Below are 25,576 nucleotides of genomic sequence, written 5' to 3' on the forward strand. Positions count from 1 at the left end.
CTAAGTCATGATCGAACGCAGACCCTTCCAGCAACTCGGCGGCGCCAACCACGGCTGGCTCAACGCCAAGCACCACTTCTCCTTTGCCGAATACTACGACGCCGAGCGTATGGACTGGGGCAACCTCCGCGTCTGGAACGATGACGAAATCGCTGCCGGCACCGGCTTCCCGCCGCACCCGCATCGCGAGATGGAAATCATCACCTACGTCCGCCAGGGTGCGATCACCCACCAGGACAGCCTGGGCAACAAGGGCCGTACCGAAGCGGGCGACGTACAGGTGATGAGCGCGGGCTCGGGCATCGTGCACTCCGAGTACAACCTGGAGAAGGATGTCACCAAGATCTTCCAGATCTGGATCATCCCATCGGTACGCGGCGGCACGCCGTCCTGGGGCGCTAAACCCTTCCCGAAGGGCGACCGCGCCGGGCGCTTCGTGACCCTCGCCAGTGGCTATGAGAACGACGCCGACGCCTTGCGCATTCGCGCCGAAGGCCGCCTGGTCGCCGCCACTCTTAAAGCCGGACAGAGCGCCGAGTATGAACTCGACGGCCGCCGCGGCTACCTGGTGCCGGCAACCGGCAAGGTCGAGGTCAACGGCGTCGAACTGCTGGCTCGCGACGGTGCTGCCATCGCCGACGAGGTGGTGGTGAAGGTCACGGCGCTGGAAGACAGTGAGGTGATTCTGGTCGACGTCGCCTGAGCCACACGATGGTGACGAAAAAGGCACGCTGGTTGGCGTGCCTTTCTTATTTCACCCTGGAAATTAGCGCTTGCGGCAAAGACTCATGCCATCGCCAATCGGCACCAGCGAATAATCCACCCTCTCGTCCGTCTTCAACGCAAGGTTGAGCTGTTGAATCGCTCGGGTGTCCGCACTTTCCGGGTTCGTCTCCAGCACCCGCCCGCTCCAAAGTACATTGTCGAAAACCACCAGGCCGCCTTTGCGCAGCAGGGTCAGGGCGTGCTCGAGGTAAACGGGATAGTTAGCCTTGTCCGCATCGATGAAAATCAGATCGAAACTGCCTTTCTGGTCTCCAGCCATCAGAGTCTCCAGGGTGGCCTGCGCCGCACCGAGGCGTAGCTCGATTCGAGAGTCGACGCCTGCGTCACGCCAATAGCCCCGGGCGATGTCATTGTACTCACCAGGCAGGTCGCAGCAGAGTATATGCCCGCCCTCCGGCAAGGCCTCGGCCATGCACAGGGCGCTGTAGCCGGTGAAGGTGCCGATCTCGAGAATGCGTTTCGCGCCGGTCAGTCGGACCAGCAGGGCGAGGAACTGCCCCTGCTCCGGGGCAACCTGCCAGCGCGACATCGGCAGGCTGGCAGTCTCGGCTCGCAGGCGAGCCTTGACGGGAGAATCGCGCACGGATACGTCGAGAAGGTACTGGTAGAGCGAGTCGTCCAGATTCAGCGTGCGGGTGGTCATGAGCCCTCCTGAGGATCAGGGATGGAGGGCGAGACTCTGGACGGCGAGGACGCGCTTGGCTTCCAGGAAGGCCTTCTGCCAATAGGCGCTGTCGAGGCTGTCCAGGCGTACGGTCCCGCCCGTTCTGGGCGCATGAACGAAGCGCCCTTCCCCGACATAGATACCCGCATGACTGACGCCCCGTCCACCGCTGGTGGCGAAGAACACCAGATCGCCGCTCTGCAGGGACTCGCGACCGACGGTAGGCGCGCGCAGGGAAATCATCTCGCGAGTGGAGCGCGGCAGCATCAGGCCGGTTGCATCACGGTAGACGTAGCCGATCAGGCCGCTGCAATCGAATCCACCATCCGGCGTGTTGCCGCCCCAGCGATAAGGCGTTCCGACCAGACCAATGGCACGGATCAGGACATCGTCAGCAGCCTGGGTGTTGTAGACGGGAGTAGCGGGCGCGTTCACCACGGGAGGCGGCGAGGGAGGCGTACGACTGGCGCAGGCGGCCAGCGAGGCGAAAACAACGAGAAGAATGATGCGCTGAGGAACGAGCATGTGATGGCATCCCGTCAAGGAGTGCCATCACTTTGTACCAACAGAGACTTGAGCGCAATACTTAAAGTAAAACTTTAAGTTCAACGAGTCGCTGTTTTCGGCTCGTAGCCGGGCTCGAGCACGCGCTTGGCTTCCATGAAGCTCAGGCGCCAGTAGCTTTCGTCCAGGCGATCCACCCGTACACCACCGCCACGGCGGCTGGCTGAATGGATGAATTGTCCATCGCCGATATAAATGCCGGCGTGACTGACCCGACCGCGACCACGATTGTTGAAGAAGATCAGGTCGCCCGGTTGCAGGTCTTCTTTGGAGACCAGCGGGACGTCCATATTGATCATCTCACGCGTTGAACGCGGCAGGCTGATGCCCGCTTCTTCGCGGAACAGATAGCCCACGAAGCCGCTGCAATCGAAGCCCGTCCGCTCCGATTTCCCACCAAAGCGGTACGGAGTACCGATCAGCGAGAACGCGCGGTCCAGAATGTCGGATACATGGGCAGTTGAACTGCCGTTATCGTTTTTGGCCCCCTCGTCCTGCGACTCATTCATCAGCGCTATGTTGTGCTGATTGACCTGGAGAGCAGCTCGAGTGACAGGCGCTGAAGCTACCTGATTCGGCTGCGATTCCGGCGAATGGCTGGCGCAAGCTGCCAGCAGCAGAACGAAACTCATGGGCACGAGGGGTGCGAAGCGTTTAAGCATGGGCACGACCGTGTCTCATTAGTTCCATTTAATAGCGGGCTAATTTGCCCGCTCAATGGGGGTAATGCAAGTTTTTTATCGCGGAATGTGACCCAGCAGGCGCGGCATAATGTCTAAGGCTCGACCCACCATTCTCTCTTCGACCACTGAACTCAGGTCCGTCAGGCCTGGATTCACCTCGGCGGTGAAGCCCCCCGCGTCCCGAGTGCGCAGCACCGGCTCGATGATGTAGGGGAAGCTCGCAGTGGTTCCCACCAGCAGAACGGCGTCGAAGCCTTTGCGCAATTGCGCATACAGCGTGTCGATCGCCTCCTCGGGCAACATCTCCTCGAACAGCACCACTGGCGGACGCAACACGCCTGCGCAGCGCGCACATTTCGGTGGCAACGGCCCCTGCAGATGCCCTGCCAGCTCGGAGCTTTCCAGCCCGCACGACTGGCAGTACAACGGCGCCAGCTGGCCATGGATCTGGATCATGCGCTCAGCAGGCGAGCCCGCGCGACGATGGAAGCCATCGATATTCTGCGTCAGCACCCAGCACTCCGGCTTGAGCCGCTGCAGTTCGGCGATGGCCTCGTGGCCGGCATTTGGCTGCGCGTTCAGGCAAGCCTTGCCCAGTTCGGCCAGGTATTTCCAGCACAGCGCGGGATCTTTCTGCAGCATCGGACCGGAAATCGCCACCTCGATGGGTATGCCTTCCGCTGTCCGGCCGTTATATAGACCGCCCAGCCCCCGATAGGTCGGCATCCCCGAGTCAGCGGAAAGACCGGCGCCAGTAATCACCAGGATGCGTTCGGCGCGCGCCAATGCCGCGCCCGTGCGTTCGATGGCCGAATCCATGCACCCTCCTCCGCAGCCGGGCCGCGTCTTCAGTGATTGACCGTATATGACAGCATCATCGAGATATGGCACAGCGGCCGCCCGCTTTGTTCCTGCCACTGGCTGAAAGCGCTCTGCACCAGCGCGAGATCCTTCAGGCTGGTCGGCGTCCTGTCGACGATTTCCTGGGCCTTGAGCGCCGCGACCACATCATCGCTGAGAACGAAGGTGTCCTTGCCGGCCATGCGCAGGAATCGCGGTGCGGACATACCGCCCAACTGGTTGCCGCGCTTGGCCAGAAGCCTCCACAGGCCGACGATATCGCTGGACGGCCAATCGGCCAGGAGCCTGCCGAAACTGCCGTACTCGCGGGCTATGTCCAGGACGAACTGGGCATTGCGCGGCACGCTCTTGAGCTTGCCCAGGTGACGGATCAACCGGGTGTCCTGCATCAGGTTTTCCAGACGTTCGCCGCCCATCAGCACGACCTTTTCCGGGTCGAAGCCGAAGAAGACCTCCTCGAAGGCCGGCCACTTGGCGTCCACCAGGCTGTGCTTGAGCCCGGCGCGGAAGATGCGCAGGCTGATCAGCGACAGGTAGCGATCATCGCCAACCGCCGCCAGCTCGGCCGGCGACTTCGGCTGCGGCAGGCGGGCTTCCAGCGCTTCGGCCGAGCCGAAGCGATTCAGGCAGTATTCGTACAGCCACGGGTAATCGCGCATCGGGCGTCCTTGCGAGTTCTTACAGGTTCATGACGTCCAGGAAGCGCGGGGTGGCGGTCTCGTCGATGCGCAGGCTGTTGAAGTCGAACAGGTTACGGTCGGCCAGTTGCGACGGCACTACGTTCTGTAGCGCGCGGAACATGATCTCGGTACGGCCCGGCGACTTGCGCTCCCAGCCCAGCAGCATCTCCTTGACCACCTGGCGCTGCAGGTTTTCCTGCGAACCACACAGGTTGCACGGGATGATCGGGAATTCCTTGAGCACCGAGTAGGCCTCGATGTCCTTCTCGTTGCAGTACGCCAGCGGACGGATCACCACGTTGCGGCCGTCGTCGGACAGCAACTTGGGCGGCATGGCCTTGAGGGTGCCGCCGTAGAACATGTTAAGGAAGAAGGTTTCCAGGATGTCGTCGCGGTGGTGCCCCAGCGCCATCTTGGTCGCGCCGATCTCGTCGGCGTAGGTGTAGAGGGTGCCACGACGCAGGCGCGAGCACAGCGAGCAGGTGGTCTTGCCCTCCGGGATCTTCTCCTTCACCACCGAGTAGGTGTCCTTCTCGATGATGTGATACTGCACGCCGATGGACTCCAGGTACGCCGGCAGCACGTGCTCGGGGAAGCCGGGCTGCTTCTGGTCCATGTTCACCGCGACGATCTCGAACTGGATCGGCGCCACCTTCTGCAGGTACAGCAGGATGTCCAGCAGGGTGTAGCTGTCCTTGCCGCCGGACAGGCAGACCATCACCTTGTCGCCGTCCTCGATCATGTTGAAGTCGGTGACCGCTTCGCCAACCTGGCGGCGCAGGCGTTTCTGCAGTTTGTTCTGGTTGACCGAAAGGGTGCTGGCCATGGTGCTCGGGAATCCAAAGGGCAAGACGAAAAGCAGATCATTTTACGCGCAAATCGCCAAGGGCGGACACCACACCTTCAAGCCATTGATCCAAAAGCCTTTTTTCTATGAAGGAAAAATGGGTGTCGAAGAAGTGTCGAATCCTGCAGAGCTATGGGCAGCCTGAACGCCCCGCCTGATCGGATCAAAACACAATGCGCGAAGGAAACCAGAGCAGATCGAGCTGATCTTCTGAGAACTCACCTCGACCTGCAGTCTGAGCAACATCCATGGCACGAATATCAAGGAATATCTACCCAGATGGCCCCATCAGGAAGAACATTAATGAACAGGCCAGCTCGCTCCACTAGCTCTTCTGCGAGACCTGATATCTTCAGAAAGGGCTCCTGACTTTCCCACTGCCCGAACTCATCATGAATAGAATTGCAGCAGCCACCGAGACGATCGAAATAGGGCAAAAACCAATGTCCCTCCAGCGCATCTACGCTTTGCTGACATGATCGCCACTCTGTATTAAAGCTGCGCAAATTCCCGAGATGATAGGCAGAGTACTTTAATAGATTCCCACACGCCCCATACACCTCAACCAGAACCTTACTGACGTCCCCATGAAGCCTGTATGCCGATATCAAGCTAGCCACACGATCATCAAAAGTTAGCAACTCACTCAAAAAGGCCTGCTCATAAGCGTCAGTTTGACTCGCGCCAACTCTGCCAATCATTGACGTAACGGCATACTCATCCCACACCGCAAAAATTACTTGCCAGCGACATTTATCCAAAATACTACCGATTGCTTCTCGCAGAAGCGTATTTGGAAAGCATCGATCGTATGCATGAGTGACATCTACATGAGCACACTCATGCGCAATAATGTGCAGCGCCTGGCCATACTCTTCCGAATCATCTACACCAAGGAGAGGAGCCATAAAAGCAGCATTAAAAACAATATGCGACTTAAGCTCACCCTCTCGAATTACCGACGGAGTCATCGCAACACCCACAACATGAGATTTAGTTGCGGACAACTTATATGTCGTATCGTAACCCCTGTCCAAATCAACAAGTGCTTGATCATAGTCAACGGCAATAGTCACGCCATCAAGCGCACTCAAATCAATATACCGACTGAACGCTCGGACCCATTCACCCACCTTAGTACCAAGCTGGATTGAAATTTCTTCACTATCGAGCCCCGTCACCTTAATCCCAAAATTAGGGGCCGTACTTGGGGGCAAGCTTTCCTCTGCATCCGATGCAGCATCTGACCGACTCATACTCCCTCTCTAAGATTTGCCTTCAAGGCTTCAAGATACATCAGAGGTAGCAACCTTGCCACTCGTCCATACTAAGCAGCCTCCGAGCTCGCTGCTTTGCCGTTTCACAACTAAAATCATTCGAAGGAAAACTGTAGAGGAAAGGAGAAGCCATGAAAGAATCAAAGAAAGCAGAGGATTTGCATCTTGGATTGTCAGGTATAAATCTCAACAGCAAAACTATAGACTTTGGAAGCGGAGTCCTGCTACGCAGCACCTACGCTCATATTTTCAGCACAGACATACTTGCTTTTGAGAAACCAAAATCTTTTGGCTCATTTCATCCAGGCCCATGGCAAGCGATCTCCGATAAGAAAGGCATTGATATAACCGCCGAGCTGCACGTACCAAAAGAATACTCGCACGCCATCCTGCCGAACTTTTTGGTTGCAAATACACTAGTATCACTACTGCGTCTATGGGTCGACCCCGGAATTGCCATTCAAGTATTATCACCCACCCCAATTGAAAGTCTAAAACTTCGAGCTGGAAAGGATAAAGGTGGCGAATTTGCAGCAATGCTAAATGGACAGCGTGACAGACACGTGCATATCGGGCTAGTTCGTGGAGACAAAATCATTGAGAGCATCGACTGGGTAGTAAAAAACTGGGAAAACGCCCTTGATCTCAGAGCAAGTAAGCCTGAGCTCTCGTTTGCAATCGAAACATTTGAGAACGCTCAATGCATCCCTAACACTGCCATGATGATTGTCTCGTTATGGGGGGCGCTTGAGGCAATATTCGCACCACATAAGGCAGAGCTGGTATTTCGCGTTTCATCTCAGCTTGCAGCGTTTCTAGAACCTAGGGGCCCTATGCGGCTACAGAAGCAGCGCGATATTGTAAAGCTATACAACATCAGATCTGCGGCAGCACACGGCTTTCCAAAGCATGCCGATGACGACCTAATTCAAACTTTCGAATTACTGCGCATAGCAATAATTCGAATGATCGAACGCAAGCAAGTACCCAACAAGGAGCAACTGGAGACACTGCTCTTTTCTGACCAATAGCCAATTACCATATACACAACTTAAACATTAAGATGTTCAGCCAAGCCGCTTGCAAGAGGATTAAGTCGAACTGCATCTTGCAGGTATTCGGGCGACAGGTGTGCATAACGCATAGTCATGTTCAGCGACGTGTGCCCAAGGATCTCTTTGAGCGCAAGGATGTTCCCGCCATTCATCATGAAGTGCGACGCGAAGGTGTGGCGTAGGACGTGGGTGCATTGGCCACGCGGTAGCTCGATACCGCAGCGTTTCACCATACGGGCGAATGCCTCTCGGCAGAACGGGAAACGGTCTTTCTTGGCGAAGTAGGCCTCAAGACGGTCTTGCAGCTCCTGGGAGATAGGCACAGAGCGGACACGCTTCGACTTGGTATTGGCGAACACCACACAGCCGGCACGAACCATCGGCCAAGTCAGACGTTGAGCCTCCGACCATCTCGCTCCCGTAGCCAAGCAAATCTCCGATATCAGCGCCAAGTGTGGGAACGTCGAATAGTCCCGCAGCGCAGACACCAGGGTCGCAACCTGAGCTTTCGACAGGAACGACACTACCTCCTGCTGAGGCTTCAGCGGCTTCAATGTGTCCAGGGGATTGGCATAGTCAATGTCACCCAGCCGGCGCAGCTCGGTATAGATGGACTTGAGGTAGGAGTAACGCACGTTGATCGAGCGCGGGAGTGCCCCCTCCTCCAATTCAACCTTACGCAGTGCCACCAAGTCTGAGACGGTAAACGTCTGAGCGATGGGATTCCCCAGTTTCGCAGCGATGAACAGCAGCATGTTCTTACGACGACGCCCGCTGGTGATTGCGTGCCCGTGGAGCTCATACCAACGCTCAATGAGCTGAGACAGTCGGCGTGTGTCCTTCGGCCTGGGATTCCACTCCGGTGTCACTACCAGCTTCGCACGTACCGAAGCTTCGAAGCGTTGAGCCTCGCCCTTGGTCTTGAACCGCTTGCGGAAGCGTTTCCCCTTAATGGGTTCGACGTCGACGAACCAGCGCCCATCCTCCAGCTTGGTGATCGCCATTAGATCGCGTACCCCCGCTTCAAGTACCGATCATTAATGAGCCCGATAACGTGCCTTTCGAGGTCGCGAGTGCTGTAGCCCTTGGCGGTGTAGTGATCTTCGATCACGTGCCAGAAGGGAAGCGTTCTCCCGACCTCAAGGGCTTTTTTTGGTGGTACGCGCTCCCGTGCAATCAGGCTGGCGAACTGGCCCAGGAACATCTCGCAGTTCTTCCCCGAGAAACCCTGAGCTGTCTTGTAGTAGCGGCGATATTCAGTGCGATCAATGAGCGGATCGGCCTCTACCTGCACCTGGGTGTCCAGGGTGATGAGCGACCAGAACGGATTGAACTCCTTCGCACTATCCAACAACCGGAAGTTCTCACAGGCGTAGCCCCACAGGCCTTGCAGATGCGGGCACAGGCCCGCGTAGGTACGGCAGCCGATCACCTCGCCCGAAGTCATCGTGGATCCTTCGGAGAACTGCTGTACCACCGAATGGTGGAAGCGGAATTCGATACGCCACACCGTTTCCAGCGGGTTGAAGGCGGGTTCGCCATCACCGAAGGGATCACCGTTGAGGGAGGCCCAGACGTTTTCCCAGTAGTCGAGTTTGTCGGTCGCCCGGGCTTGGAGCGTCTTGTTGTAGATGCTCAGTTGCAGACCGCTAGCCGAGCCGAACATGTACGTTTCACCACGGCCGTAGACCGAGGCGTTGCCATCGAACTCGATGCGCTCGATGCCACTGATTTGGCGAACACGCCGGGACCGGCAATGCATGCGATCCACCAAGTCAGACGGAGGCGTCCAACCCTGCACGTCAAGCGCAAGATGCACCGCGCATTGATTGGTTTCGCAGGCTGAGAGCACGCCTGCGGCCAAGTCATCGAGCACGCCTTGCAGGATCGCTGGATCAGCGCCATCCAGGGCATGTGGTGACACTTCGATCTTCAGATGTGGGCCGATGTTCTCCAGCTTCACGTTATGGTTCTTGATCAGCAGGATCAGACCCATATCGGCGTTCTGTAGCCGGTGCTGGTAGCCGGAGTCGCGACCAATACGGCCCTTGGCCCACTGGTAGCCGGCGAACTCCACGATGTCTTCCGGCTCATCGAAGATCGCCATAACCTCGGGCCGAATCAGGCCGTTGTACAACTGCCGGACCGTATCCACGCCGCAGCGCAACAGACGCACCCCGGAAAGGTCGGTGAACTCCCCTGCCCTACTGCTGAAAAAGATGCGCCCTTTGGGCGACTCGAAGAACTGCCCGTCTTCCTGAAGTACTGCGCGAATCTGGTGTTCTGCTGCCTTAGTCATGATTCAAACCTATCCAATGCTATCCAATGAGTAACTGGGTTATCCGACGTGTTACAGGGTCGTCGGCCGCGCCTTCGGCCTACCGCTCATGCCTTCCGCTCCCGGCCGGCGGCGCGGCTCGCCGACTCAAAACGGAAACGCCCCGACTGGCTGCATCACCTGCATTGCCGTGATGAATCCCAGGGCGTACGCGAGCGCGAGCAGCCCCAGTGCGTTGAACAATCCGTGCAGGGTCATTTGGCGTTCCTCCAGGGGCGTGAGGCGTATTCGGAGTTGGGCACGATGGTCAGCGCAGGTGGCTCGGCTTGCGGCACGCTGGCGGCGGCTGTGAGCGGTGGTGCCTGGGTGAACCCGGCAGGTGCACGCGGAGGGCTTCCGCCGCAGGTGATGGTTTGCTTCCACGTCTCGAAGGCCAGCTCGGCGACGCACTCGCCCTTTGCGGTGACGTGGTAGCCCGAGCCCACCAGTTGCCAGCTGGTCAGCTCCAGATGCCTGCCTTCCGGGTCATCCAGGGCGAACATGTAGATGTCACCCTTCGAGGGGCGGTAGGCGTGCGCAAGGATGCTGATGCGGCGGTCTGCGAAGGGATGGGCGCTCAGGTCAACAGGCGCACCAGCTGGCCCGTCAGGTACAAGGCCAGCAGAAAGAAACCCAGTCGCAGCAGGACGCGCCGACACACCCACAGCAGGACTTTGCGTAGCACTCGCAGTAGCGGCATGAGCAGGCTCAGCAACAGGCTCGGCAGGTGCTTGAGCAGCCTCACCGCCAATCGTGCGCAGAGGCCCCATGTACCAGACAAAGCCAATAGAAGCGGCCAGCAGTGCCAGTAGAAGAACCAACTTAGGCGACCGGAAGAGGCTCTTGCCGGCTTTAGTGTCCTGGGTCTTACCGGTGGCGGTGGACTGGTAGAGGGCGAAGGTCTGCTTTCGGATTCGCTTGTATTCGATGATGGTGCCGTCAGCCGGCGGTCGGTTGAGCAGGGCGTCATGCTGGGCCTCCTTGTAGCGGCCGGGGATGCCGATGACCGCGAGGTTGGAGTGCTTGTAGGCCATCTCGCAGGTCATGCGGATGTCGTCGCGGATGTAGCTGATGTTTGGCGTGGTGAGGACGATGTCCCAGTTGAAGTGGCGGTGCCGGGTCCAGGCGTCGAGCCAGCCCATGGGCCGATCCGCTGCGTGCGCCGCCTCGGGTCCGCCGGGGAAGTCGAACTTCTCCAGGTCCTTTTCGCGCCAGGACTTGGGGAACAGCAGCTGGGTTTCGTCGAAGATCAGGAACGCGCCCCGCGGTGCCCACTGAAACCACGTGCGCATCTTGTCGAGGTCATCGAGCGATTCGAGATCGAGGTTGATGATTTCGGCGGTATTGGGCAGGTCGGGGAAGACGGCGTAAGCGCGCTCCAGAGTGAAGCCCCGGACGTTGGTGATGATGACGCGACCGTCCTTCAGTGCGGGGACAGCATCGTCTTGAATCGCGCCGGAGGTTTTGTACGAGCCGTTGGGGCCGTGGTGAATCTTGATGGACATGATTCACTCACCTCCCGATGAAGGGCACGAAGCGCATGCAGAAGCGCGTGGCCGCCGCCAACATGATGATGTTGAGCGCCTGGGGGATACCGAAGAACGCCAAGCCCGCTGCGATGTCCGCCGGGAGTGCTGCGTACATGCCGCGCACCATCGCCGAGATACCGAGGCTGTCGATCAGCTCCCGGGCCACGGTGAAGCTGACATCGAGCAGCAGAATGAAGGTCTGCAGGGCGCTGTACATCGCCGCTTTGGTGGCGACGACCAGGCCGTCTTTGATGAAGTCGTAAACGCCCTGGGCGAAGAAATCCCAGATCCACTGGAAGAAGCTGAGGATCTGGTCGAAGACACCTGATAGCCATTCCATGATTCACTCCTTCAGGATGACGAAGGCCGCGATCAGCGCAGCCATGAGCAGCAGCGCGAGCCGCATGTTGGAGAGCTGGTCGGCGTAGTCGGAGACGCAGAGGCTGTAGGGCTTTCCCCATACCGTGCCGGTGTAGCAAGGCAGCTGTCCGCCGCCCGTGGAGAGCTGGAGATCGAAGGCACCCTTGAGCTGATCGATGTTGGCTTTCACCGCGTCTTTGAGTTCTTTCTTGGCGTCCTGAACCTTCTGGTCCCACTCTTTGTTGGCTTCATCCCAGCTGCCGGCCTCGGGCTCTTTCAGCTCGGTACCGGGGCCTTCGCCCTGGCAGCCGTTCGGGTCTTTGGCGGGATCGCACTGGCCTTCGCCCTCACCCTCACCGTCGCCATTGCCGCTACCGGAGCCATCGCCGTTGCCGGAACCGCTGCCGTCTCCATTGCCACTGCCGGAGCCGTCACCGTCGCCAGAGCCGCTTCCATCGCCATTGCCGGAGCCATCACCGCCCCCGGCTCCGCCGCCCGTGTTGCCGCCTCCCTCTCCGTCCCCGTCGCCATCGCCAGGGTTGGAAGGATCGGTTTTCACACAGGTGGTACCCAACCATGCCCAGCCTTCGGGGCAGCCGGGGTCGTTGGGATCAGAGGGAGGCACGGCAGGATCGGGCGGCTCGGTAGTGGGGTTCAGTGGATCGCCGGTAGTGGAGAACTGGTAGGAGTCGGCTGAACAGTTCTCCCCGGTGCCCTGGAGGATGTAATTGCAGAAGCCCTGAGTGGTCGAACCCTTCACCAGATAGCAGCTGGTCGAGCGACCGGATTCGCTCTTGTACTGGCATTGCTCGTAGCAGGCGGTCGGCGGACCACCATCGGCGACGTAGTTGCGGCCTCCCGAACTGATCACCGGCGCATCGTTGCCCTTGGCTGGGAAAGGCTCCCCCTGGGTGGCCGAACAGTCCTTGGGTGGGGCTTTGCACTGGCTGCTGCCATCCTTGATGCTGGGGTCATACTCGGTGCCTTCTGGGCAGGCATTGCCCGTCCGCCAGACGTCCAGGGTCACCGAACCAGTGCCATTGTTGGCAGCCACCCGGCACCAATACTTCGTTTCGCTGACAAATCCAAAACTGGTCTTTTGGCCACCGGGGTAAGTGATGTCCTTGGCCCAGATCGCACACGCCTGTCCCGGTGACGGCGCGGTAGTCCACGCTTGACCTGCGACGGTCCATGAATAGTCAGCCGCGAGGACCGGGGCGCTCAGTAGAAGCAGCACGACCAGCAGGAGGCGGTGGCATTGATGTTTCATCGTGGTGTGTCCAGAAAAAAGAACCCCGCCGAAGCGGGGTCCAGGTTCGGCACATCAGTGCAGTCAGAAGAATTCGCCGCAGCGGTAGCCCGTGATGAAGGCCCCGGCGAAGAAGGCCCCCAACCACACCGACCACAGCACGCTTAGGCTTTGCGCAGCATGCTGTAGATGAGGCCGGCCACCGCGAGGATGACCAGGGCAGCGACCACGTACCCGCCGATGGTCTTCATGTCGCCCTGGCCATCGGTCATGGCGGCTTCCACCGCGCTGGTGTCGATGACGCCCGCGAAGGCCGGCAGCGAGGTGGCAGCGGTGACGGAACCGGCGATGCACAGGTTGCGGAACGAGCGGACCGGGTTGAACTTGGCGATCTGTTGTTTCATGGCGTTCATGGTGTTTCCTCTGTCATCTGGCTTTACGAAGAAGTGACGCGACCCAGCCAGTCAAAAGCCCCGTCACGAAGGCTCCCAGGACACCCGCAGCACCGATGCCGAAGGCTTCCGGGGAGAAACCGCCGTTGACCAGGATGTCTACGTATCCAGCGGCCTCGGGCGGAATCAGATAGGCCTGTTGCCATTCGAGGTGCTGGCACTGCATGAGGCCGTCCGCCGTGGACGCCCAGCTGGTGCAGACCTGAACGGCAACCACGCCTGACATGTCAGCGAGCCTCCTTGCGTGGCTGGTCGCACCAGCTCCAGAAGGAGCGCAGGACGAACCACCACAGCGCGAAGAGGGCGAACGCCGCCGCGATCACCGCGATCACGGAGTCCAGCGGGTAGGGTTCGAGGAACTCGCGCACCGCACGCACGGCAGGCGATACCGCGCAAAGAATTGCGATGTACAGAACCCAGCCGAAGGCGAAACGGAGCGGCGCTTTCATCTACCTACCCTCGCCGTCAGGACTTGCTGCTGTCGGAGGGTTTCTCAGCGGCGGGCTGAGTCGGGCGCTGGGCTTGCGGCTGGGATTGCGCCGGGCGAGCAGCCGGAGCCGGTGCGCTGGCCTCTTTGCCCACGGCCAACAGTTCGGTCAGCACCTGGGTATTGGTGGTGCGGCCAAAACGGTCCTGGGTCGGGCGGACGACGCTGGCGAACTTGCACAGCACCGGAGCGCCTTCGAAGACGATGGAGTCCAGCAGAGTCGGTTCGACGTTGTATTCGCTGATCTCGAAACCCTTGGCGTTGCCGCGAGCGGTTTCCGGGATCGGGGAAATGGCCTGGACGCTGGCGAAGATCTCGCCGGATTTGGTGGAGGTATAGGTGTCGGTCTTGGTGACCCAGAGTTCGACTACGCCGCCAGTGGTTGCAAACATGTTCATCTGAAGCTCCTTTGCCTTTTTCGGGCATGAGTTGGCCCGCTGCTGCAAATTGGGCGCGTTGGTGGCCGTCATTCAGCGGGTGTGGTGGTGCCTGGGTTTGCGGTGGTGCGCGTGGCGAGGTTCGAAACACCAAGGGCGCTGCCCTTGTCATCCCGCTCTCGCCGCCGAGGGCTCAGGAGCGCGGGGCGGTAGTGCTGCCCCTCACTCCCGAGCGGAGGCTATTCAGGGTGGGGGACGGTCAAGGGTGCGCTTCGCCCGGCGCTCCGTTTGTCCGAACGGAAAGGCGCGTTCGGACAAGCCGGTGCGGCGGCCCTGGACCTGGGAAACCTTTGCGCTGGCAATGGCCAGGGCGAGAAGCAACACCGTGGTAGTGCGCAAGCTGCCGTCAGGATCGACGAAGACGAGTTCGGCTTTGAGGTCCTTTTTCGAGGGCTCGGTGACTGCCGCTGCGAAAATTAGCAGCAAGCCCAAGGGACCGAAGAAGAACAGCAGCCAGCCGAAAAGATCATCAGACATGGCTCAGCTCTCCAGCTCGAATGGCTCGTGTACCGGCACGAAGGGAGTTGGCTTCCCGCTGTCGTAGATAACGTGCCAGTACTTCGGCGGACGGAGCGCGGGCATGTGTTTCGCGCAGGTAAAACCCGGTTCCACCCGGTACGTCGAGTGGATCGAGCGCCACACTCCAGCGACCTTGGCCATCGTGGTAACGACCGCGAACACTCGTGTAGGGTGGCACTCGGTGCAGGGTGTGGACTGGGAGGGATCGGGCTTCACCAGTTCGCGACGGGACCAGCAGACAGAGCAGTCGCAGTCCGGCGCGTGAGGTTGACGAACGTACTTCGACAGCATCGGAAGTCACCTCACGATCAGAAGGCAGACGCGGATGAATCACGGCGAGGGAGAAAAGGCACCGCATAGAAGGAAGAACGTCGTCATCGCGATTGGCCTCAACGGTCAATCGCGCGGAGGCAAGCTCCATCCGTCCTTCTTCATGGAATCGGCGCGCTGCATCTGCGAAGCCATCGGTCAGAGACTTGCGCTTCAGGCGGAATGACAGGCGTGCAGCGGCTAGCTTTTCTCGAACGCGTTGAGCGCTGAGCGGAGAAAGAAGGCTCATTAGAGGCTCTCCTGTTCCAGCAGACGGCGACTCAGCAGCGCCACATTCACCATGACGCGGTTGCCGATCTTGATACGCGGGATGTAGCCCACGCGAATCCAGCCCTCTACTACGCCCTCATCCATACCAATCCACGAAGCGAATTTTCGCCACGGCATCAGCACTGGGGCATTCTCGACTAGCCCGAGAGAAACCTTGCCTCCGTTCTGTTCCATAACCTCACCCTACGCTACGATCTGACAATTTATGGGAAATTGCAGGTGGCTCCGTATAAGCCATCTGTATATTACAGACGAACTATACGCAAAGCCTGTGCGGAAGGCGAGCTATACATGTGTAATGTACAATACTATTATGGAATCAATAGATAGCCGCATTAGAACAATTATCGATAAGGCCACTATCGATGAGCTGGTTAGAAAAACGACGATCAGCGGAACCCGATGGCGTACTGTCAGGTACGACAAGCGCACCCGCGTTAGCACTCAAGAGCTAGAGGCCCTGATTTCCATCTATCCCCAATACGCCTTGTGGTTAAACACAGGGAATATCATTCCGGAATCAGGGCAGACCAGCCCTGAGTACGACGAGGCGCAGGCGCATTTAAACGGAGCCCACGCGGGATAGAGCTGACAAGGAAAGCAGCCCTCAAGTGGTTCATGAGAAAAAAGGGACACGCTTAATAAGCGTGTGCGGCGTGCAAGGCGTGATTTTGAAACAAGAAAGGTAGACGAATCGCCGAACAGCCCTCCAAAGCATTTCTACGAACGACGATTGAGTTGAGGGCCCGCCAAAAACACCCTCGCGATGACAGGCTGGGGGGAGTTCGTCATAGCTACTGCGGCTCGCTGCTCCCACTGGAACAGGTGGCAGAAACCGCGTCTGAAGGACACTCTGATATGTAGCCGGCAGGGATCGACTTCTTCCCTTCACCAGTGCACCATCCATGAAATCAAAACCAAGCGGAAAGGGATTGAAGCTTGACTACAGACGTATCTATCGAAGACCGTGTCATTGCACTCGGTGACGGACTAGCACAGATCCCAGAAAGACTCCTCTTAGCTCACGCTCGTGGAGAGGTGCTTTTCATCTGCGGGGCCGGGATATCAATTCCAGCCGGGCTCCCAGACTTCCGCAAGCTTGTTGTAGATGTATATGAGCAACTGGACCCAGGCGCCCACGCTGTAATTTCGCAGTTCACGTATGACGACGAGAAGAATAAAAAAGTCAATCTAGCCAGTCTGAATGATGTTCAGCGAGCAGAGGCACGGAGATTTCTACTCGGAGATTATGATGTGGTCCTGGGAATGCTCGAACGCAGACTTGACGGCAGAACAAAATCAGACAGCAAAGTCAGAGCTGCTGTAGCGAATCAACTGCGTGGTGACAATAAGAAGCCCGTAGATATCCATAGATACCTCATGAGACTTGCCGATAGGGGAGTCACCTCAACAATTCTAACCACGAACTTTGATTTACTTCTTGAAAAAGCGAAACGTCGTAAATCGAAAGCAACCACTTTCTCTCTAGGCGCGATGCCTAGACCTACTAGAAGTATAGATTTCTCCGGCGTGCTTCATATACATGGAGCGATAGACAATAAAGATAGCCAATCGACAGAGTTTGTTCTATCGGATCAAGACTTCGGGGAGTTCTACCTACGCCGCAGAACCATCCCAGACTTCATATACGACGCAGCACGTCTATTCAATTTAGTTCTGATTGGTTATAGCGCCAACGACCCTCCTATGCGCTATCTCCTTAATGCTGTAGCCGCAGACAACACTCGATTTGAGGACTTAAAAGAGCGGTTTACTTTTTGGGGGCTAAAAAACCCAGATCCTGTAGTACTGGAGGATTGGAAGGCGAGAGGAATAACCCCTATCAGCTACGACTCAGCAAATGGACATTCTATTTTGCGTGACACCTTCAAACGTTGGGCTGACTTTTCTGCAATAAACGGAGTTCCCGGCCTAGTAGACAAAGAGCTCCGAAGAATAGTTAAGACTCCTAGGAAAACATCCAAAGACATGGATAGAGACCTATTTGATCATCTAATCCGCCGGAGCAATACTAATGAGAAAAAGCGCCTCACAACTCTAGTTGCAAATGCCGGTGCGGAAATCGAGTGGCTGAATGCAATTTTAAAAATAAGCTCAGAACGAGGGCCTATTTAAATGAATCAGTCCAGCATGTATTTAGATGAAAAAAATAGAGCGATTTTCGACATAACACTTCTATTCTTGTCAAATAGGATGAGTGAACTTGAAACAGTCAACTGGGCCCTCGCACTAAACCAAGACAGACACGCTGAACTACTTGCAATTAAGCACATATTAAGTTGGCAAGATATCCATGGGCTTGGCGAACCATGGGCTACAACATGGCGTCTTGTTGAAGAAGCCCTGGAAGAGTCAAATATAGAAAGAGGACCGGCAATTGAGGTATATGGTATAAAAAAGAGGCTGGCCCAAGGAGAAAGAACAAGCTCTTTGATAGGTCAGATAGTAAACCTCGTCGCCCCAAGACTAAGCGTCAAACCAATTGATCGATGGTATAAGAAAACCCCGAGAACCCCCTCAAAACCAAAATCTTTCAACGACATCCTGAGCATAGAAATTGTGAGCGGAGGAATAGTTGATCTAAATATTTTAGATATCAAATCTATAAATCAGGCTCCATTTCTAGCTTCACTCGCCCAGCGGCTTGAAAGATCAATTGAGCGCGGCATTGAGATCGCAAGAAGCGTCGGTTGGGATGTCGACAATCAAATCTGGCGCTTAGGTGGCTTGGAGCAAGTTTGGTATGCGGATGAAGGCAAAAGAGACCCTGATGAATACAAGACAGGAATTGCACCTTCTGTGAAACTCTTAGGTGCAGTTGTTAAGCACCTTTTCGAGGTAGACAAAAACCGTGCCCGCAATGTTGTTAAGGGATGGAAAAGCAAGGACAGTATAATATTTATGCGACTATGGGCATTCCTAGCCCAAAACGAAGAACTTGCCTCGCCCGCAGAAGTGGCAGAGTTTTTAGCAGGCAGACAAGATGAGCAATTCTGGGATATGCACGCTTTCCCAGAAATAACCGCCTTGCGGGCTCTGCGATTTGACGGCCTCATGATAGAAGACCGGCGGAGGATAATATCTCGTATTCGAAAAGGCCCTCCTAAAGGTTTTTGGCGGAAAGGACTAGACTCACAGGAAATTATTAGAGCGAGAAAATACTGGGCACTTAGAGAGCTAAACCGCATCGTACTTTCGGGAGCAGAGATTTCTGAAATCGATCACCAATGGTTCAATGAGGGAGCTGCAGACCATCCTGAATTAAGGAAGATGAATCAGGATGAAGGTTTTCCGCAGGCAAGTAGTGCTGAATGGGTAAAACCCGACCCCGAAAGGAAATTTGATGAAGTGGCTGGAATAACCCGCCTCGCTGAGTTGCAGCGTGCACTTTCTACAAAACGAGTGAGCTGGAACGATGATTCATCAAGAAGGGCAGGTGACTGGCTAAGAGAGCAAAAAAATCTTCTCAAAATAATTAATGAGCTTCAAACAGCCCACGAAGGCGGCAAGGATTATCCAAGCGTATTGGAGTCCATCTGCTGGGAGCATCGCCCAGAACAGATAGACGAAGCAGAGAGGCAAGCTCAAGCAGAAGAAATCCTTCAGCTAATCAGCAAACTTCCGACTGAATCTATCAGTCCTATCTCTGATGCAATTTCGTCGTGGCTTGGCGCTTGGGCCAAGCACGTAGTCCAATCTAAGATAGGATTACGCGCTTGGTACAAGATCTGGCCAATAGCCATTAAAACAACGAATGGACAAACACCGACTGAAGAGGAAAGTAATCTCAACCTAATGGTGACTTCTTCAAGGAAGGAGCCAGAAGATCTTGACACTCTCAACACCCCAGTCGGGCGTATGCTTGACGTCTTCTTTACATTATGGAATAGGGCACCCGACCCCCAAAATCCATTTAAACCAAGAAGCCAGCTTAAACGAATGCGCGACACCGCGATTGCGGCAGAAGGTCGAAGTGGACTTATTGTTAAACACAGATTCGTGGAGTTTATCAGCTACTTCCTGAATGCTGACTCCGCATGGACAAAAATCCACCTAGTTCGGCCATTGGAAGAGGACTCCACAGCATCACTTGCACTTTGGCGCTCGATTGCGCGGCGAAGAATCTTCAAAGAGACCATAAAAATCATCGGCGATATGATGATTTCGCGCGCTGCCGATGAACGACTGGGACGCGAGACAAGACAAAATTTAGTATTTAGTTTGATAATTGACTGTTTACACTCAATAAAATCCAACAGACGCCCTGCCATAGAATACTTTAAAGTCCAACAACTGCTTAGAGTAATCGACGATGAGGTCCGCGCATTTGCTGCCGGCTCAGTGAGAAAATTTGTCAGCGAGATGGCTGAAAAATCCTCGTCAAACCCAAAACCCTCCTCAAGAGAGGAACTATTCAACTCGGCCGTCAAACCATTCTTTGATAAGGTCTGGCCTCAAGAGCGATCTCTCGCTACTCCCGGCGTAAGCAGCGAGCTAGCAAGCCTCCCTGCAACGGTGGGCAATGAGTTCGAAAATGCAGTATCAGCTATTGAACGCTTCCTAGTCCCATTCAAGTGCTGGTCGATGATTGAGTACGGCCTTTTTGGCGATAACGAAGGGAAAAAGCGCATGGACGTTATTAATAGTCCTCCCAAAGCGGCAGCACTAATACGCCTACTTAACGCAACCATTAGCGATTTGGACGGTGCTGTAGTTCCATATGACCTGTCAGAGGCGATGGAGCACGCACGCAAAGTAAATCCCAGCCTTGTTGATAACCCGTTATACCGGAGGCTATTGACACTAACCCGACGCAGTTGAGAAAAATATACACGACATTTACGCGAGTTCCGATGAAACGCCACGACTGCCTGAACACGTAATAGTGGCTTCGACTTTCCAGTGTGAGCAGGATTCCCTACCTACCAGGCTCAACTTTTCACGATAACTTACTTAACTATCAGGTGTCGAAAAAGTGTCGATCTCGCTCCAAATTACTATCCAAAGCAGTCTGGCTCGAACGTGTGCTCAATCCTCATTTCCCTGATCTATCAAGGCCTATCCGACGCTATCCATCAAAAAACACTGGCAGGCATTTCTACGCGCAAAGCGACGCATACCTCAGCCCCTCCATCGGGCTACTGCTAATCTGACAGCATGACGCCTGATCTCGAATCTTCCCTCGACCTGACGGACCAGCTCCTGCAGCTGCTGCAGGAAGCGACTGAAGGAATCTCCGAATTCCAGCTGATCCAGCATTTGAAGGCTCGGCACTCGACCCACGTGCCCAACCTGCCGCTGACTGACAAGCTGGTGCTGTTCCGTACCCATTTCCTGGTGTTCAACGCGCTGTATCGCCTGCGCGACCGGCTGTGGGAGGAGAACGCCGCACACCTGGAGATCGGCCCTTTGTCGATCCGTCTCTGTCCTTATATCAGCGGGGTGCAGGCACTCGGCGAGCAGGACGCCCTCCGCGCCTACTACCTCGACGAGAAGCATCTGAGGGAAACCACCGAACACGACGTGGAAAAGCTGCTGGAGAGCTTCTGGACGCGCATGCAGGGCAACGAGGAAAAGGCCGCCGCGCTGGCGCTCTTCGAGCTGGAAGACGGGCCGGTGGACTACGCACTGATCAAGCTGCGCTACCGCCAGTTGGTGAGCCAGCACCACCCCGACCGCGGTGGCAGTAACACGCGCCTTCAGTCGATCAATAAAGCCATGGAAATTCTGGAGCGCTATTACAGCCGCCCGTGAAACTTCCATTTGCTCTAACCCCACGGACGACGTGGCCTGCAGCCATTCCTATACTGCGACTTAAGGTCGCATAGGTCGGCCGGGCACCGGATGACGCTGGCTACGCGTATTCGGCGCCTCGCTGGGGGGCGACCTTCTATAAGAAGAGGAGAATGCTGACATGATCCATCATGTGTGGGGGCTCTTCACCCATCCCGATCAGGAATGGCAGGAAATCCGTGGCGAGGAAGAATCCATCAGCCACATGTACCTGACCCACGTCCTGATCCTCGCTGCCATTCCAGTCATTTCGGCCTATATCGGCACCACGCAGGTCGGTTGGGTGCTGGGCAGTGCGGGACCGGTCAAGCTGACAGCCGCCAGCGCCATCCAGTTGACCATCATGACCTACATCGCCATGCTCGCCGGCGTCGCCATCATGGGCGCTTTCATCCACTGGATGGCCCGCACCTATGACGCGTCGCCATCGCTGACCCAATGCATCGTATTCGCTGCGTACACCGCAACCCCGCTGTTCATCGGCGGCCTCGCGGCGCTTTACCCGCACCTGTGGCTGGGCATGATCATCGGCACAGCGGCGATCTGCTACACCGTGTACCTGCTCTATGTCGGCATCCCGACCTTCATGAACATCCACAAGGATGAAGGTTTCCTGTTCTCAAGCTCGGTGCTGGCGGTAGGACTGGTGGTGCTGGTGGCGATGATGGCCCTGTCGGTCATCCTCTGGGGCAGCGGCGTGGGCCCGGAATACACCTGATCCATCCTCTACAAAGGAAACCGGGCCCTTCGTGGCCCGGTTTCCTTTCGCTTGCCTAAACGCCCTACGGCTTGCCTGAACCTGCACCCCGGACGAGCGGCCGCGAGAAATCCTCCACCGGCGCTTCGACTGCGGCATAATCTGCCCCCGTCGGAGAACCACTGTATGCCTGAACAGCTCAACGCTCGCGTCGAAGCCTGCTACCAGCAGGCCGAAGCCTTCTTCCAGCGGCGCTTTCCCCGCCCGGAAGTGAGCTTCCGGCTACGCGGCCAGAAGGCCGGCGTCGCCCACCTGGATGAAAACCTGCTGCGCTTCAACCCGCAGCTGTACCGGGAAAACCACGAACACTTCCTGCAGCAGACCGTGGCCCATGAGGTGGCGCACCTGATCGCCCACCAGATGTTCGGCCCGCGCATCCGCCCCCATGGCGAGGAGTGGCAGCTGATCATGCGCGGTATCTACGGCCTGCCGCCTGATCGCTGCCACACGTACGAGATCAAGCGCCGCCGCTCTACCCGCTACCTGTATCGCTGCCACTGCGGCGAAGGCAATGAATTCCCCTTTTCGTCCCAGCGCCACAACCTGGTCGCACAGGGCCGCCGCTACTACTGCCGGCGCTGCCGCGCGACGCTGATCTTCACCGGCGAAACCCGCCGCGAATGATGCGAATCAGGCGATGACCTTCGCCGCTTTCAACGCCTCGACCTGCTCGGCCGAATAGCCCAGCTCCGCCATCACCTCAGCCGTGTGTGCGCCCAGTGCGGCGCCGATGTGGCGCGGCTCGGGGAGACCGGCGGAGAAGCGGATCGGGCAGGCCATCTGCCGCTGCTCACCGCCCTTGCCATTGGGCACCTGGGTAACCGCGCCGCGCTCGACCAACTGCGGATGCTCCACCGCCTCGGCCAGCGACAGCATCGGCTCGACGCAGGCGTCCAGCGCGGCGAAGCGCTTCTGCCATTGGCTGAAGTCATGTTTCTCGAACTCGATGGAAATTTCTCGCTTGAGCGCCTGCTGGTCCTCCGGCTTGGGCGACAACCCGCGCGCGGCCAGCTCCGGGCGTCCGATGGCGGCGCAGAATTGCTGCATGAACTGCGGCTCCAGGCTGCCCACCGAGAACCAGCGACCATCGCGAGTTCGGTAGTAATCGTAGAAGCTGCCGCCGTTGAGCGCGAGACCTTCCATCTCCGGCTCCACCCCCGCCGCGAGATAGCCCGCGCCGGCCATACCGTGCAGGCTGAAGGCGCAGTCGGTCATGCTCACGTCGACCTGTTGCCCCTCCCCCGTCTGCTGCCGGTGGATGACCGCCGCCAGCAGGCCCATCACGCCATGCAGCGAACCGCCACCGATGTCCGCCAGTTGCACGCCCAGAGGCAACGGGCCGCTCTCGCGGCGGCCGGTGTAGCTGGCCACACCGGCCAGCGCCAGGTAGTTGATGTCGTGTCCGGCGCGGTCACGGAACGGGCCGGTCTGACCATAGCCGGTGATCGAGACATAGATCAGCTTCGGGTTGATCGCCTTGAGCGCCTCGTAGCCCACGCCGAGCTTGTCCATCACGCCGGGGCGGAACTGCTCCAGCACGATGTCGTACTCCTGCACCAGTTGCTTCACCACCTCCACTGCCTCGGCCTGCTTCAGGTCCAGCGCGATGCAGCGCTTGTTGCGGTTGAGATAGGCGTGGCTGGCGGAGGTCCCGTCTACATGCGGCGGCAGCACGCGCACCAGGTCCATGCGCGTGGGCGATTCCACCCGCAGCACCTGGGCACCCATGTCGGCCAGCAGCAGCGAGGCGAACGGCCCCGGCAGCAGGGTGGAGAAATCGAGGATCTTCAGGGAGGCGAGCGGACCGTTCATGGGCACTCCTGTTTCGCTCAATCGATGCGTGGGCGCCGGGCCTCAGAGCTTCATGCCGCGGCTGATGATCTCTTTCATGATCTCCGAGGTGCCGGCGAAGATGCGCTGGATGCGCGCGTTCGCGTACATCTTGCAGATCGGATATTCCCACATGTAACCCCAGCCGCCATGCAGTTGCACACCCTCGTCGACCACCTTGCACAGCAGTTCGGTGGTGAACAGCTTGGCCTCGGCGGCCACCTCGGGGGTGAGCTTCTTCTGGTTGTGGTCCATCACGCAGCGGTCGGTGAAGACCTGCGCCACGTCGATCTGCGTGCGCATCTCGGCGAGCTTGAAGCGGGTGTTCTGGAAATGCGCCACCGGGCGGTCGAAGGCCTTGCGCTCCTTCACGTAGTCGACGGTCGCGTTCAGCGCAGCCTCGGCGCCGGCCACCGCGCCGCAGGCGTTGGTCAGGCGCTCCTGCGCCAGCATGTTCATCAGGTAGAAGAAACCACCCTTGGCGTCGCCGAGCAGATTTTCCTTAGGCAACTTCACGTTGTTGAAGAACAGCTCGGCGGTGTCCTGGCTCTTCATGCCCAGCTTCTTCAGGTTGCGCCCACGCTCGAAGCCTTCCATGCCGCGCTCGACCACGAACAGCCCCATGGCGTGCTTGTTCGCCGGGTCGGTCTTGGCCGCGACTATCACCAGGTCCGCCAGCAGGCCGTTGGAGATGAAGACCTTGGAACCGTTGAGGACGAAGTGGTCGCCCTTGTCCACTGCCGTTGTGCGCATGCCAGCGAGGTCCGAGCCCGCCGAAGGCTCGGTCATCGCCACCGCCAGAATGCTCTCGCCACGGATGATCCCCGGCAGCCAGCGAGCCTTCTGCTCGGCGTTGCCGTATTCGGCGATGTAAGGACCGCATAGCGCCGAGTGCAGCGGGATCATGAAGCCCGGCTCGTTGATGGCGGCCAATTCCTCACACATGATCTGTTCGTAGCGGAAATCCTTCAGAGCGGTTCCGCCGTACTCTTCTTCCGCCCAGGGCAACAGGAAGCCCATCTCCCCCGCCTTGCGCCAGACACTGCGGTCCACCACGCCGGCTTCCTCCCACTCCTCCTGGTGAGGCACCACTTCCTTGTTGAGGAAGGATCGGAACGCATCGCGGAACAGGTTGTGCTCGGTCTCGAAGTGATTGCGCAGCATGGTCGACTCCCGGTGGGTTGAGTGCCCGCAGGGTAGGTGCTGGCCGCGCGCCGCCTCAATGACGCGAGCGCTCAGGGTCGATTGACGCAATCGCCCAGCAGATGCGAGTGTGAAACTTCCCAAAGCTGCACCGGAGAGCGCCCGCATGCAGATTCGCCCTTTCCAGCCGGAGGACATTCCACTGTACGAAAGCTGGTTCGACGACCCGCTGCTCGACGCGCAACTGGGCCCGATGGATCGGTACTGGCTGGAACAGGTGCTGAAGGATTCGGACAAGGCCCAGTACAGCATCCTGCGTGGCGGCCTGCTGGTCGCGGTGGTGGGGATTTGCCTGCCCACCCCGGCGCGTCCGTACTACTTCGTTACCGACCTCGCCGTGCGCCCGGCGTTACGCAGCTCGGGCATCGGGCGCGCGGTGATGACGCTGGTGATGAGCCGGCCGGAACTGCAGAGCAGCCCCTTGTGGCGGGCCAGCGTGAAGCCGGACAACCCGGCAGCGCTGGCGTTCCTCATCAAGCTGGGCTGGACGCGACTGGAAATGGGCAATCCATTCGATGAGCTGCTCGAATTCGAATTCCAGCGTCGGCCCGCAGGCCCCAACTTTCGCTGACCTGCCCCCTGTAGAACGTCCGTTCCTTTGCGAA

Annotated in this window: 30 protein-coding genes; 9 read left to right on the forward strand and 21 right to left on the reverse strand. The window is 57.8% G+C overall.

The window, feature by feature from the left end:
* The first annotated feature begins 7 nt into the window (after nt 1-7).
* Complete coding sequence (locus MJ122_RS03360; RefSeq protein WP_239742274.1) at nt 8-703, forward strand: pirin family protein; 696 nt, start codon at nt 8-10, stop codon at nt 701-703.
* A gap of 63 nt (nt 704-766) precedes the next feature.
* Here the strand turns inward: MJ122_RS03360 and MJ122_RS03365 are convergent, their stop codons facing one another.
* From MJ122_RS03365 to ttcA, 6 genes are all read right to left on the reverse strand, one after another.
* Nucleotides 767-1,429 carry a class I SAM-dependent methyltransferase gene (locus MJ122_RS03365; RefSeq protein WP_239742276.1) on the reverse strand — a complete coding sequence of 221 codons (663 nt, stop codon included), beginning with the start codon at nt 1,427-1,429 and terminating at the stop codon, nt 767-769.
* Between the two features lie 15 nt (nt 1,430-1,444).
* Nucleotides 1,445-1,975, reverse strand: a complete 531-nt coding sequence (locus tag MJ122_RS03370) for a C40 family peptidase (protein ID WP_239742280.1) — start codon at nt 1,973-1,975, stop codon at nt 1,445-1,447.
* Between the two features lie 80 nt (nt 1,976-2,055).
* The gene (locus MJ122_RS03375; RefSeq protein ID WP_051168008.1) at nt 2,056-2,646 is read right to left on the reverse strand and encodes a C40 family peptidase; all 591 of its coding nucleotides are present in this window, start codon (nt 2,644-2,646) and stop codon (nt 2,056-2,058) included.
* Nucleotides 2,647-2,751: 105 nt separating this feature from the next.
* Nucleotides 2,752-3,516, reverse strand: coding sequence for an NAD-dependent protein deacylase (locus MJ122_RS03380; protein WP_239742282.1), 765 nt, complete (start codon nt 3,514-3,516; stop codon nt 2,752-2,754).
* Between the two features lie 29 nt (nt 3,517-3,545).
* Nucleotides 3,546-4,217: a DNA-3-methyladenine glycosylase I gene (locus tag MJ122_RS03385; RefSeq protein WP_239742284.1), complete on the reverse strand. Its 672-nt coding sequence runs from the start codon at nt 4,215-4,217 to the stop codon at nt 3,546-3,548.
* Between the two features lie 19 nt (nt 4,218-4,236).
* Nucleotides 4,237-5,064: a tRNA 2-thiocytidine(32) synthetase TtcA gene (gene ttcA, locus MJ122_RS03390; protein WP_239742286.1), complete on the reverse strand. Its 828-nt coding sequence runs from the start codon at nt 5,062-5,064 to the stop codon at nt 4,237-4,239.
* Between ttcA and MJ122_RS03395 the strand changes: the two genes are divergently transcribed.
* The gene (locus MJ122_RS03395; protein WP_239742289.1) at nt 5,063-5,230 is read left to right on the forward strand and encodes a hypothetical protein; all 168 of its coding nucleotides are present in this window, start codon (nt 5,063-5,065) and stop codon (nt 5,228-5,230) included. The genes ttcA and MJ122_RS03395 overlap by 2 nt on opposite strands.
* Before the next feature lie 115 nt (nt 5,231-5,345).
* On the opposite strand, the gene MJ122_RS03400 is transcribed toward MJ122_RS03395, so the two are convergent.
* Complete coding sequence (locus MJ122_RS03400) at nt 5,346-6,341, reverse strand: hypothetical protein (protein WP_239742291.1); 996 nt, start codon at nt 6,339-6,341, stop codon at nt 5,346-5,348.
* A gap of 152 nt (nt 6,342-6,493) precedes the next feature.
* On the opposite strand from MJ122_RS03400, the gene MJ122_RS03405 reads away from it, so the two are divergent.
* On the forward strand, nt 6,494-7,393 hold the full coding sequence (locus MJ122_RS03405; RefSeq protein ID WP_239742293.1) for a hypothetical protein: 900 nt from the start codon (nt 6,494-6,496) through the stop codon (nt 7,391-7,393).
* 20 nt (nt 7,394-7,413) lie between these two features.
* Here the strand turns inward: MJ122_RS03405 and MJ122_RS03410 are convergent, their stop codons facing one another.
* The 12 genes from MJ122_RS03410 to MJ122_RS30160 all read right to left on the reverse strand — a co-directional run bounded on the left by MJ122_RS03410 (nt 7,414) and on the right by MJ122_RS30160 (nt 15,451).
* Nucleotides 7,414-8,421 (reverse strand): tyrosine-type recombinase/integrase, encoded by a 1,008-nt coding sequence (locus tag MJ122_RS03410; RefSeq protein ID WP_239742295.1) that lies wholly within the window; start codon nt 8,419-8,421, stop codon nt 7,414-7,416.
* On the reverse strand, nt 8,421-9,716 hold the full coding sequence (locus tag MJ122_RS03415; protein ID WP_239742297.1) for a hypothetical protein: 1,296 nt from the start codon (nt 9,714-9,716) through the stop codon (nt 8,421-8,423). The genes MJ122_RS03410 and MJ122_RS03415 overlap by 1 nt, the downstream gene beginning before the upstream one ends.
* Nucleotides 9,717-9,949: 233 nt before the next feature.
* A complete protein-coding gene (locus MJ122_RS03420; RefSeq protein WP_239742299.1) occupies nt 9,950-11,239 on the reverse strand; it encodes a zonular occludens toxin domain-containing protein in 1,290 nt (429 codons plus the stop codon).
* Nucleotides 11,240-11,246: 7 nt separating this feature from the next.
* Nucleotides 11,247-11,603 (reverse strand): DUF2523 family protein, encoded by a 357-nt coding sequence (locus MJ122_RS03425; protein ID WP_088416441.1) that lies wholly within the window; start codon nt 11,601-11,603, stop codon nt 11,247-11,249.
* Nucleotides 11,604-11,606: 3 nt separating this feature from the next.
* Nucleotides 11,607-12,893 carry an attachment protein gene (locus tag MJ122_RS03430; protein ID WP_239742301.1) on the reverse strand — a complete coding sequence of 429 codons (1,287 nt, stop codon included), beginning with the start codon at nt 12,891-12,893 and terminating at the stop codon, nt 11,607-11,609.
* Nucleotides 12,894-13,036: 143 nt separating this feature from the next.
* Nucleotides 13,037-13,285, reverse strand: coding sequence for a major capsid protein (locus MJ122_RS03435; RefSeq protein WP_239742304.1), 249 nt, complete (start codon nt 13,283-13,285; stop codon nt 13,037-13,039).
* A 13-nt stretch (nt 13,286-13,298) separates the two neighbouring features.
* A complete protein-coding gene (locus MJ122_RS03440; RefSeq protein ID WP_239742306.1) occupies nt 13,299-13,550 on the reverse strand; it encodes a hypothetical protein in 252 nt (83 codons plus the stop codon).
* A 1-nt stretch (nt 13,551) separates the two neighbouring features.
* A complete protein-coding gene (locus tag MJ122_RS03445; protein ID WP_239742308.1) occupies nt 13,552-13,773 on the reverse strand; it encodes a hypothetical protein in 222 nt (73 codons plus the stop codon).
* A 16-nt stretch (nt 13,774-13,789) separates the two neighbouring features.
* Complete coding sequence (locus MJ122_RS03450) at nt 13,790-14,209, reverse strand: DNA-binding protein (protein ID WP_239742310.1); 420 nt, start codon at nt 14,207-14,209, stop codon at nt 13,790-13,792.
* A gap of 222 nt (nt 14,210-14,431) precedes the next feature.
* Entirely contained in the window at nt 14,432-14,725 is a 294-nt protein-coding gene (locus tag MJ122_RS03455; protein WP_239742312.1) for a hypothetical protein, read from the reverse strand.
* 3 nt (nt 14,726-14,728) lie between these two features.
* A complete protein-coding gene (locus MJ122_RS03460; protein WP_239742314.1) occupies nt 14,729-15,058 on the reverse strand; it encodes a DUF5447 family protein in 330 nt (109 codons plus the stop codon).
* A 267-nt stretch (nt 15,059-15,325) separates the two neighbouring features.
* Nucleotides 15,326-15,451 (reverse strand): hypothetical protein, encoded by a 126-nt coding sequence (locus tag MJ122_RS30160; protein WP_345772971.1) that lies wholly within the window; start codon nt 15,449-15,451, stop codon nt 15,326-15,328.
* Nucleotides 15,452-16,306: 855 nt separating this feature from the next.
* Between MJ122_RS30160 and MJ122_RS03475 the strand changes: the two genes are divergently transcribed.
* The 5 genes from MJ122_RS03475 to MJ122_RS03495 all read left to right on the forward strand — a co-directional run bounded on the left by MJ122_RS03475 (nt 16,307) and on the right by MJ122_RS03495 (nt 22,562).
* Complete coding sequence (locus MJ122_RS03475; protein WP_239742317.1) at nt 16,307-17,503, forward strand: SIR2 family protein; 1,197 nt, start codon at nt 16,307-16,309, stop codon at nt 17,501-17,503.
* Nucleotides 17,504-20,209 (forward strand): hypothetical protein, encoded by a 2,706-nt coding sequence (locus MJ122_RS03480; RefSeq protein ID WP_239742319.1) that lies wholly within the window; start codon nt 17,504-17,506, stop codon nt 20,207-20,209. It begins immediately after the preceding gene.
* A gap of 336 nt (nt 20,210-20,545) precedes the next feature.
* Complete coding sequence (locus tag MJ122_RS03485; protein WP_239742321.1) at nt 20,546-21,142, forward strand: DNA-J related domain-containing protein; 597 nt, start codon at nt 20,546-20,548, stop codon at nt 21,140-21,142.
* 160 nt (nt 21,143-21,302) lie between these two features.
* On the forward strand, nt 21,303-21,899 hold the full coding sequence (locus tag MJ122_RS03490) for a Yip1 family protein (protein ID WP_088419777.1): 597 nt from the start codon (nt 21,303-21,305) through the stop codon (nt 21,897-21,899).
* Between the two features lie 165 nt (nt 21,900-22,064).
* Complete coding sequence (locus MJ122_RS03495; RefSeq protein WP_088419775.1) at nt 22,065-22,562, forward strand: SprT family zinc-dependent metalloprotease; 498 nt, start codon at nt 22,065-22,067, stop codon at nt 22,560-22,562.
* 6 nt (nt 22,563-22,568) lie between these two features.
* Here the strand turns inward: MJ122_RS03495 and MJ122_RS03500 are convergent, their stop codons facing one another.
* Nucleotides 22,569-23,750: a CaiB/BaiF CoA-transferase family protein gene (locus MJ122_RS03500; RefSeq protein ID WP_239742323.1), complete on the reverse strand. Its 1,182-nt coding sequence runs from the start codon at nt 23,748-23,750 to the stop codon at nt 22,569-22,571.
* A gap of 42 nt (nt 23,751-23,792) precedes the next feature.
* Complete coding sequence (locus tag MJ122_RS03505) at nt 23,793-24,932, reverse strand: acyl-CoA dehydrogenase family protein (protein ID WP_239742325.1); 1,140 nt, start codon at nt 24,930-24,932, stop codon at nt 23,793-23,795.
* Nucleotides 24,933-25,077: 145 nt separating this feature from the next.
* Between MJ122_RS03505 and MJ122_RS03510 the strand changes: the two genes are divergently transcribed.
* The gene (locus tag MJ122_RS03510) at nt 25,078-25,542 is read left to right on the forward strand and encodes a GNAT family N-acetyltransferase (protein ID WP_239742326.1); all 465 of its coding nucleotides are present in this window, start codon (nt 25,078-25,080) and stop codon (nt 25,540-25,542) included.
* Nucleotides 25,543-25,576 lie beyond the last annotated feature (34 nt).

Source organism: Pseudomonas sp. DP-17, assembly GCF_022380625.1.
GTDB classification, from domain to species: Bacteria; Pseudomonadota; Gammaproteobacteria; order Pseudomonadales; family Pseudomonadaceae; genus Pseudomonas; species Pseudomonas nitroreducens_A.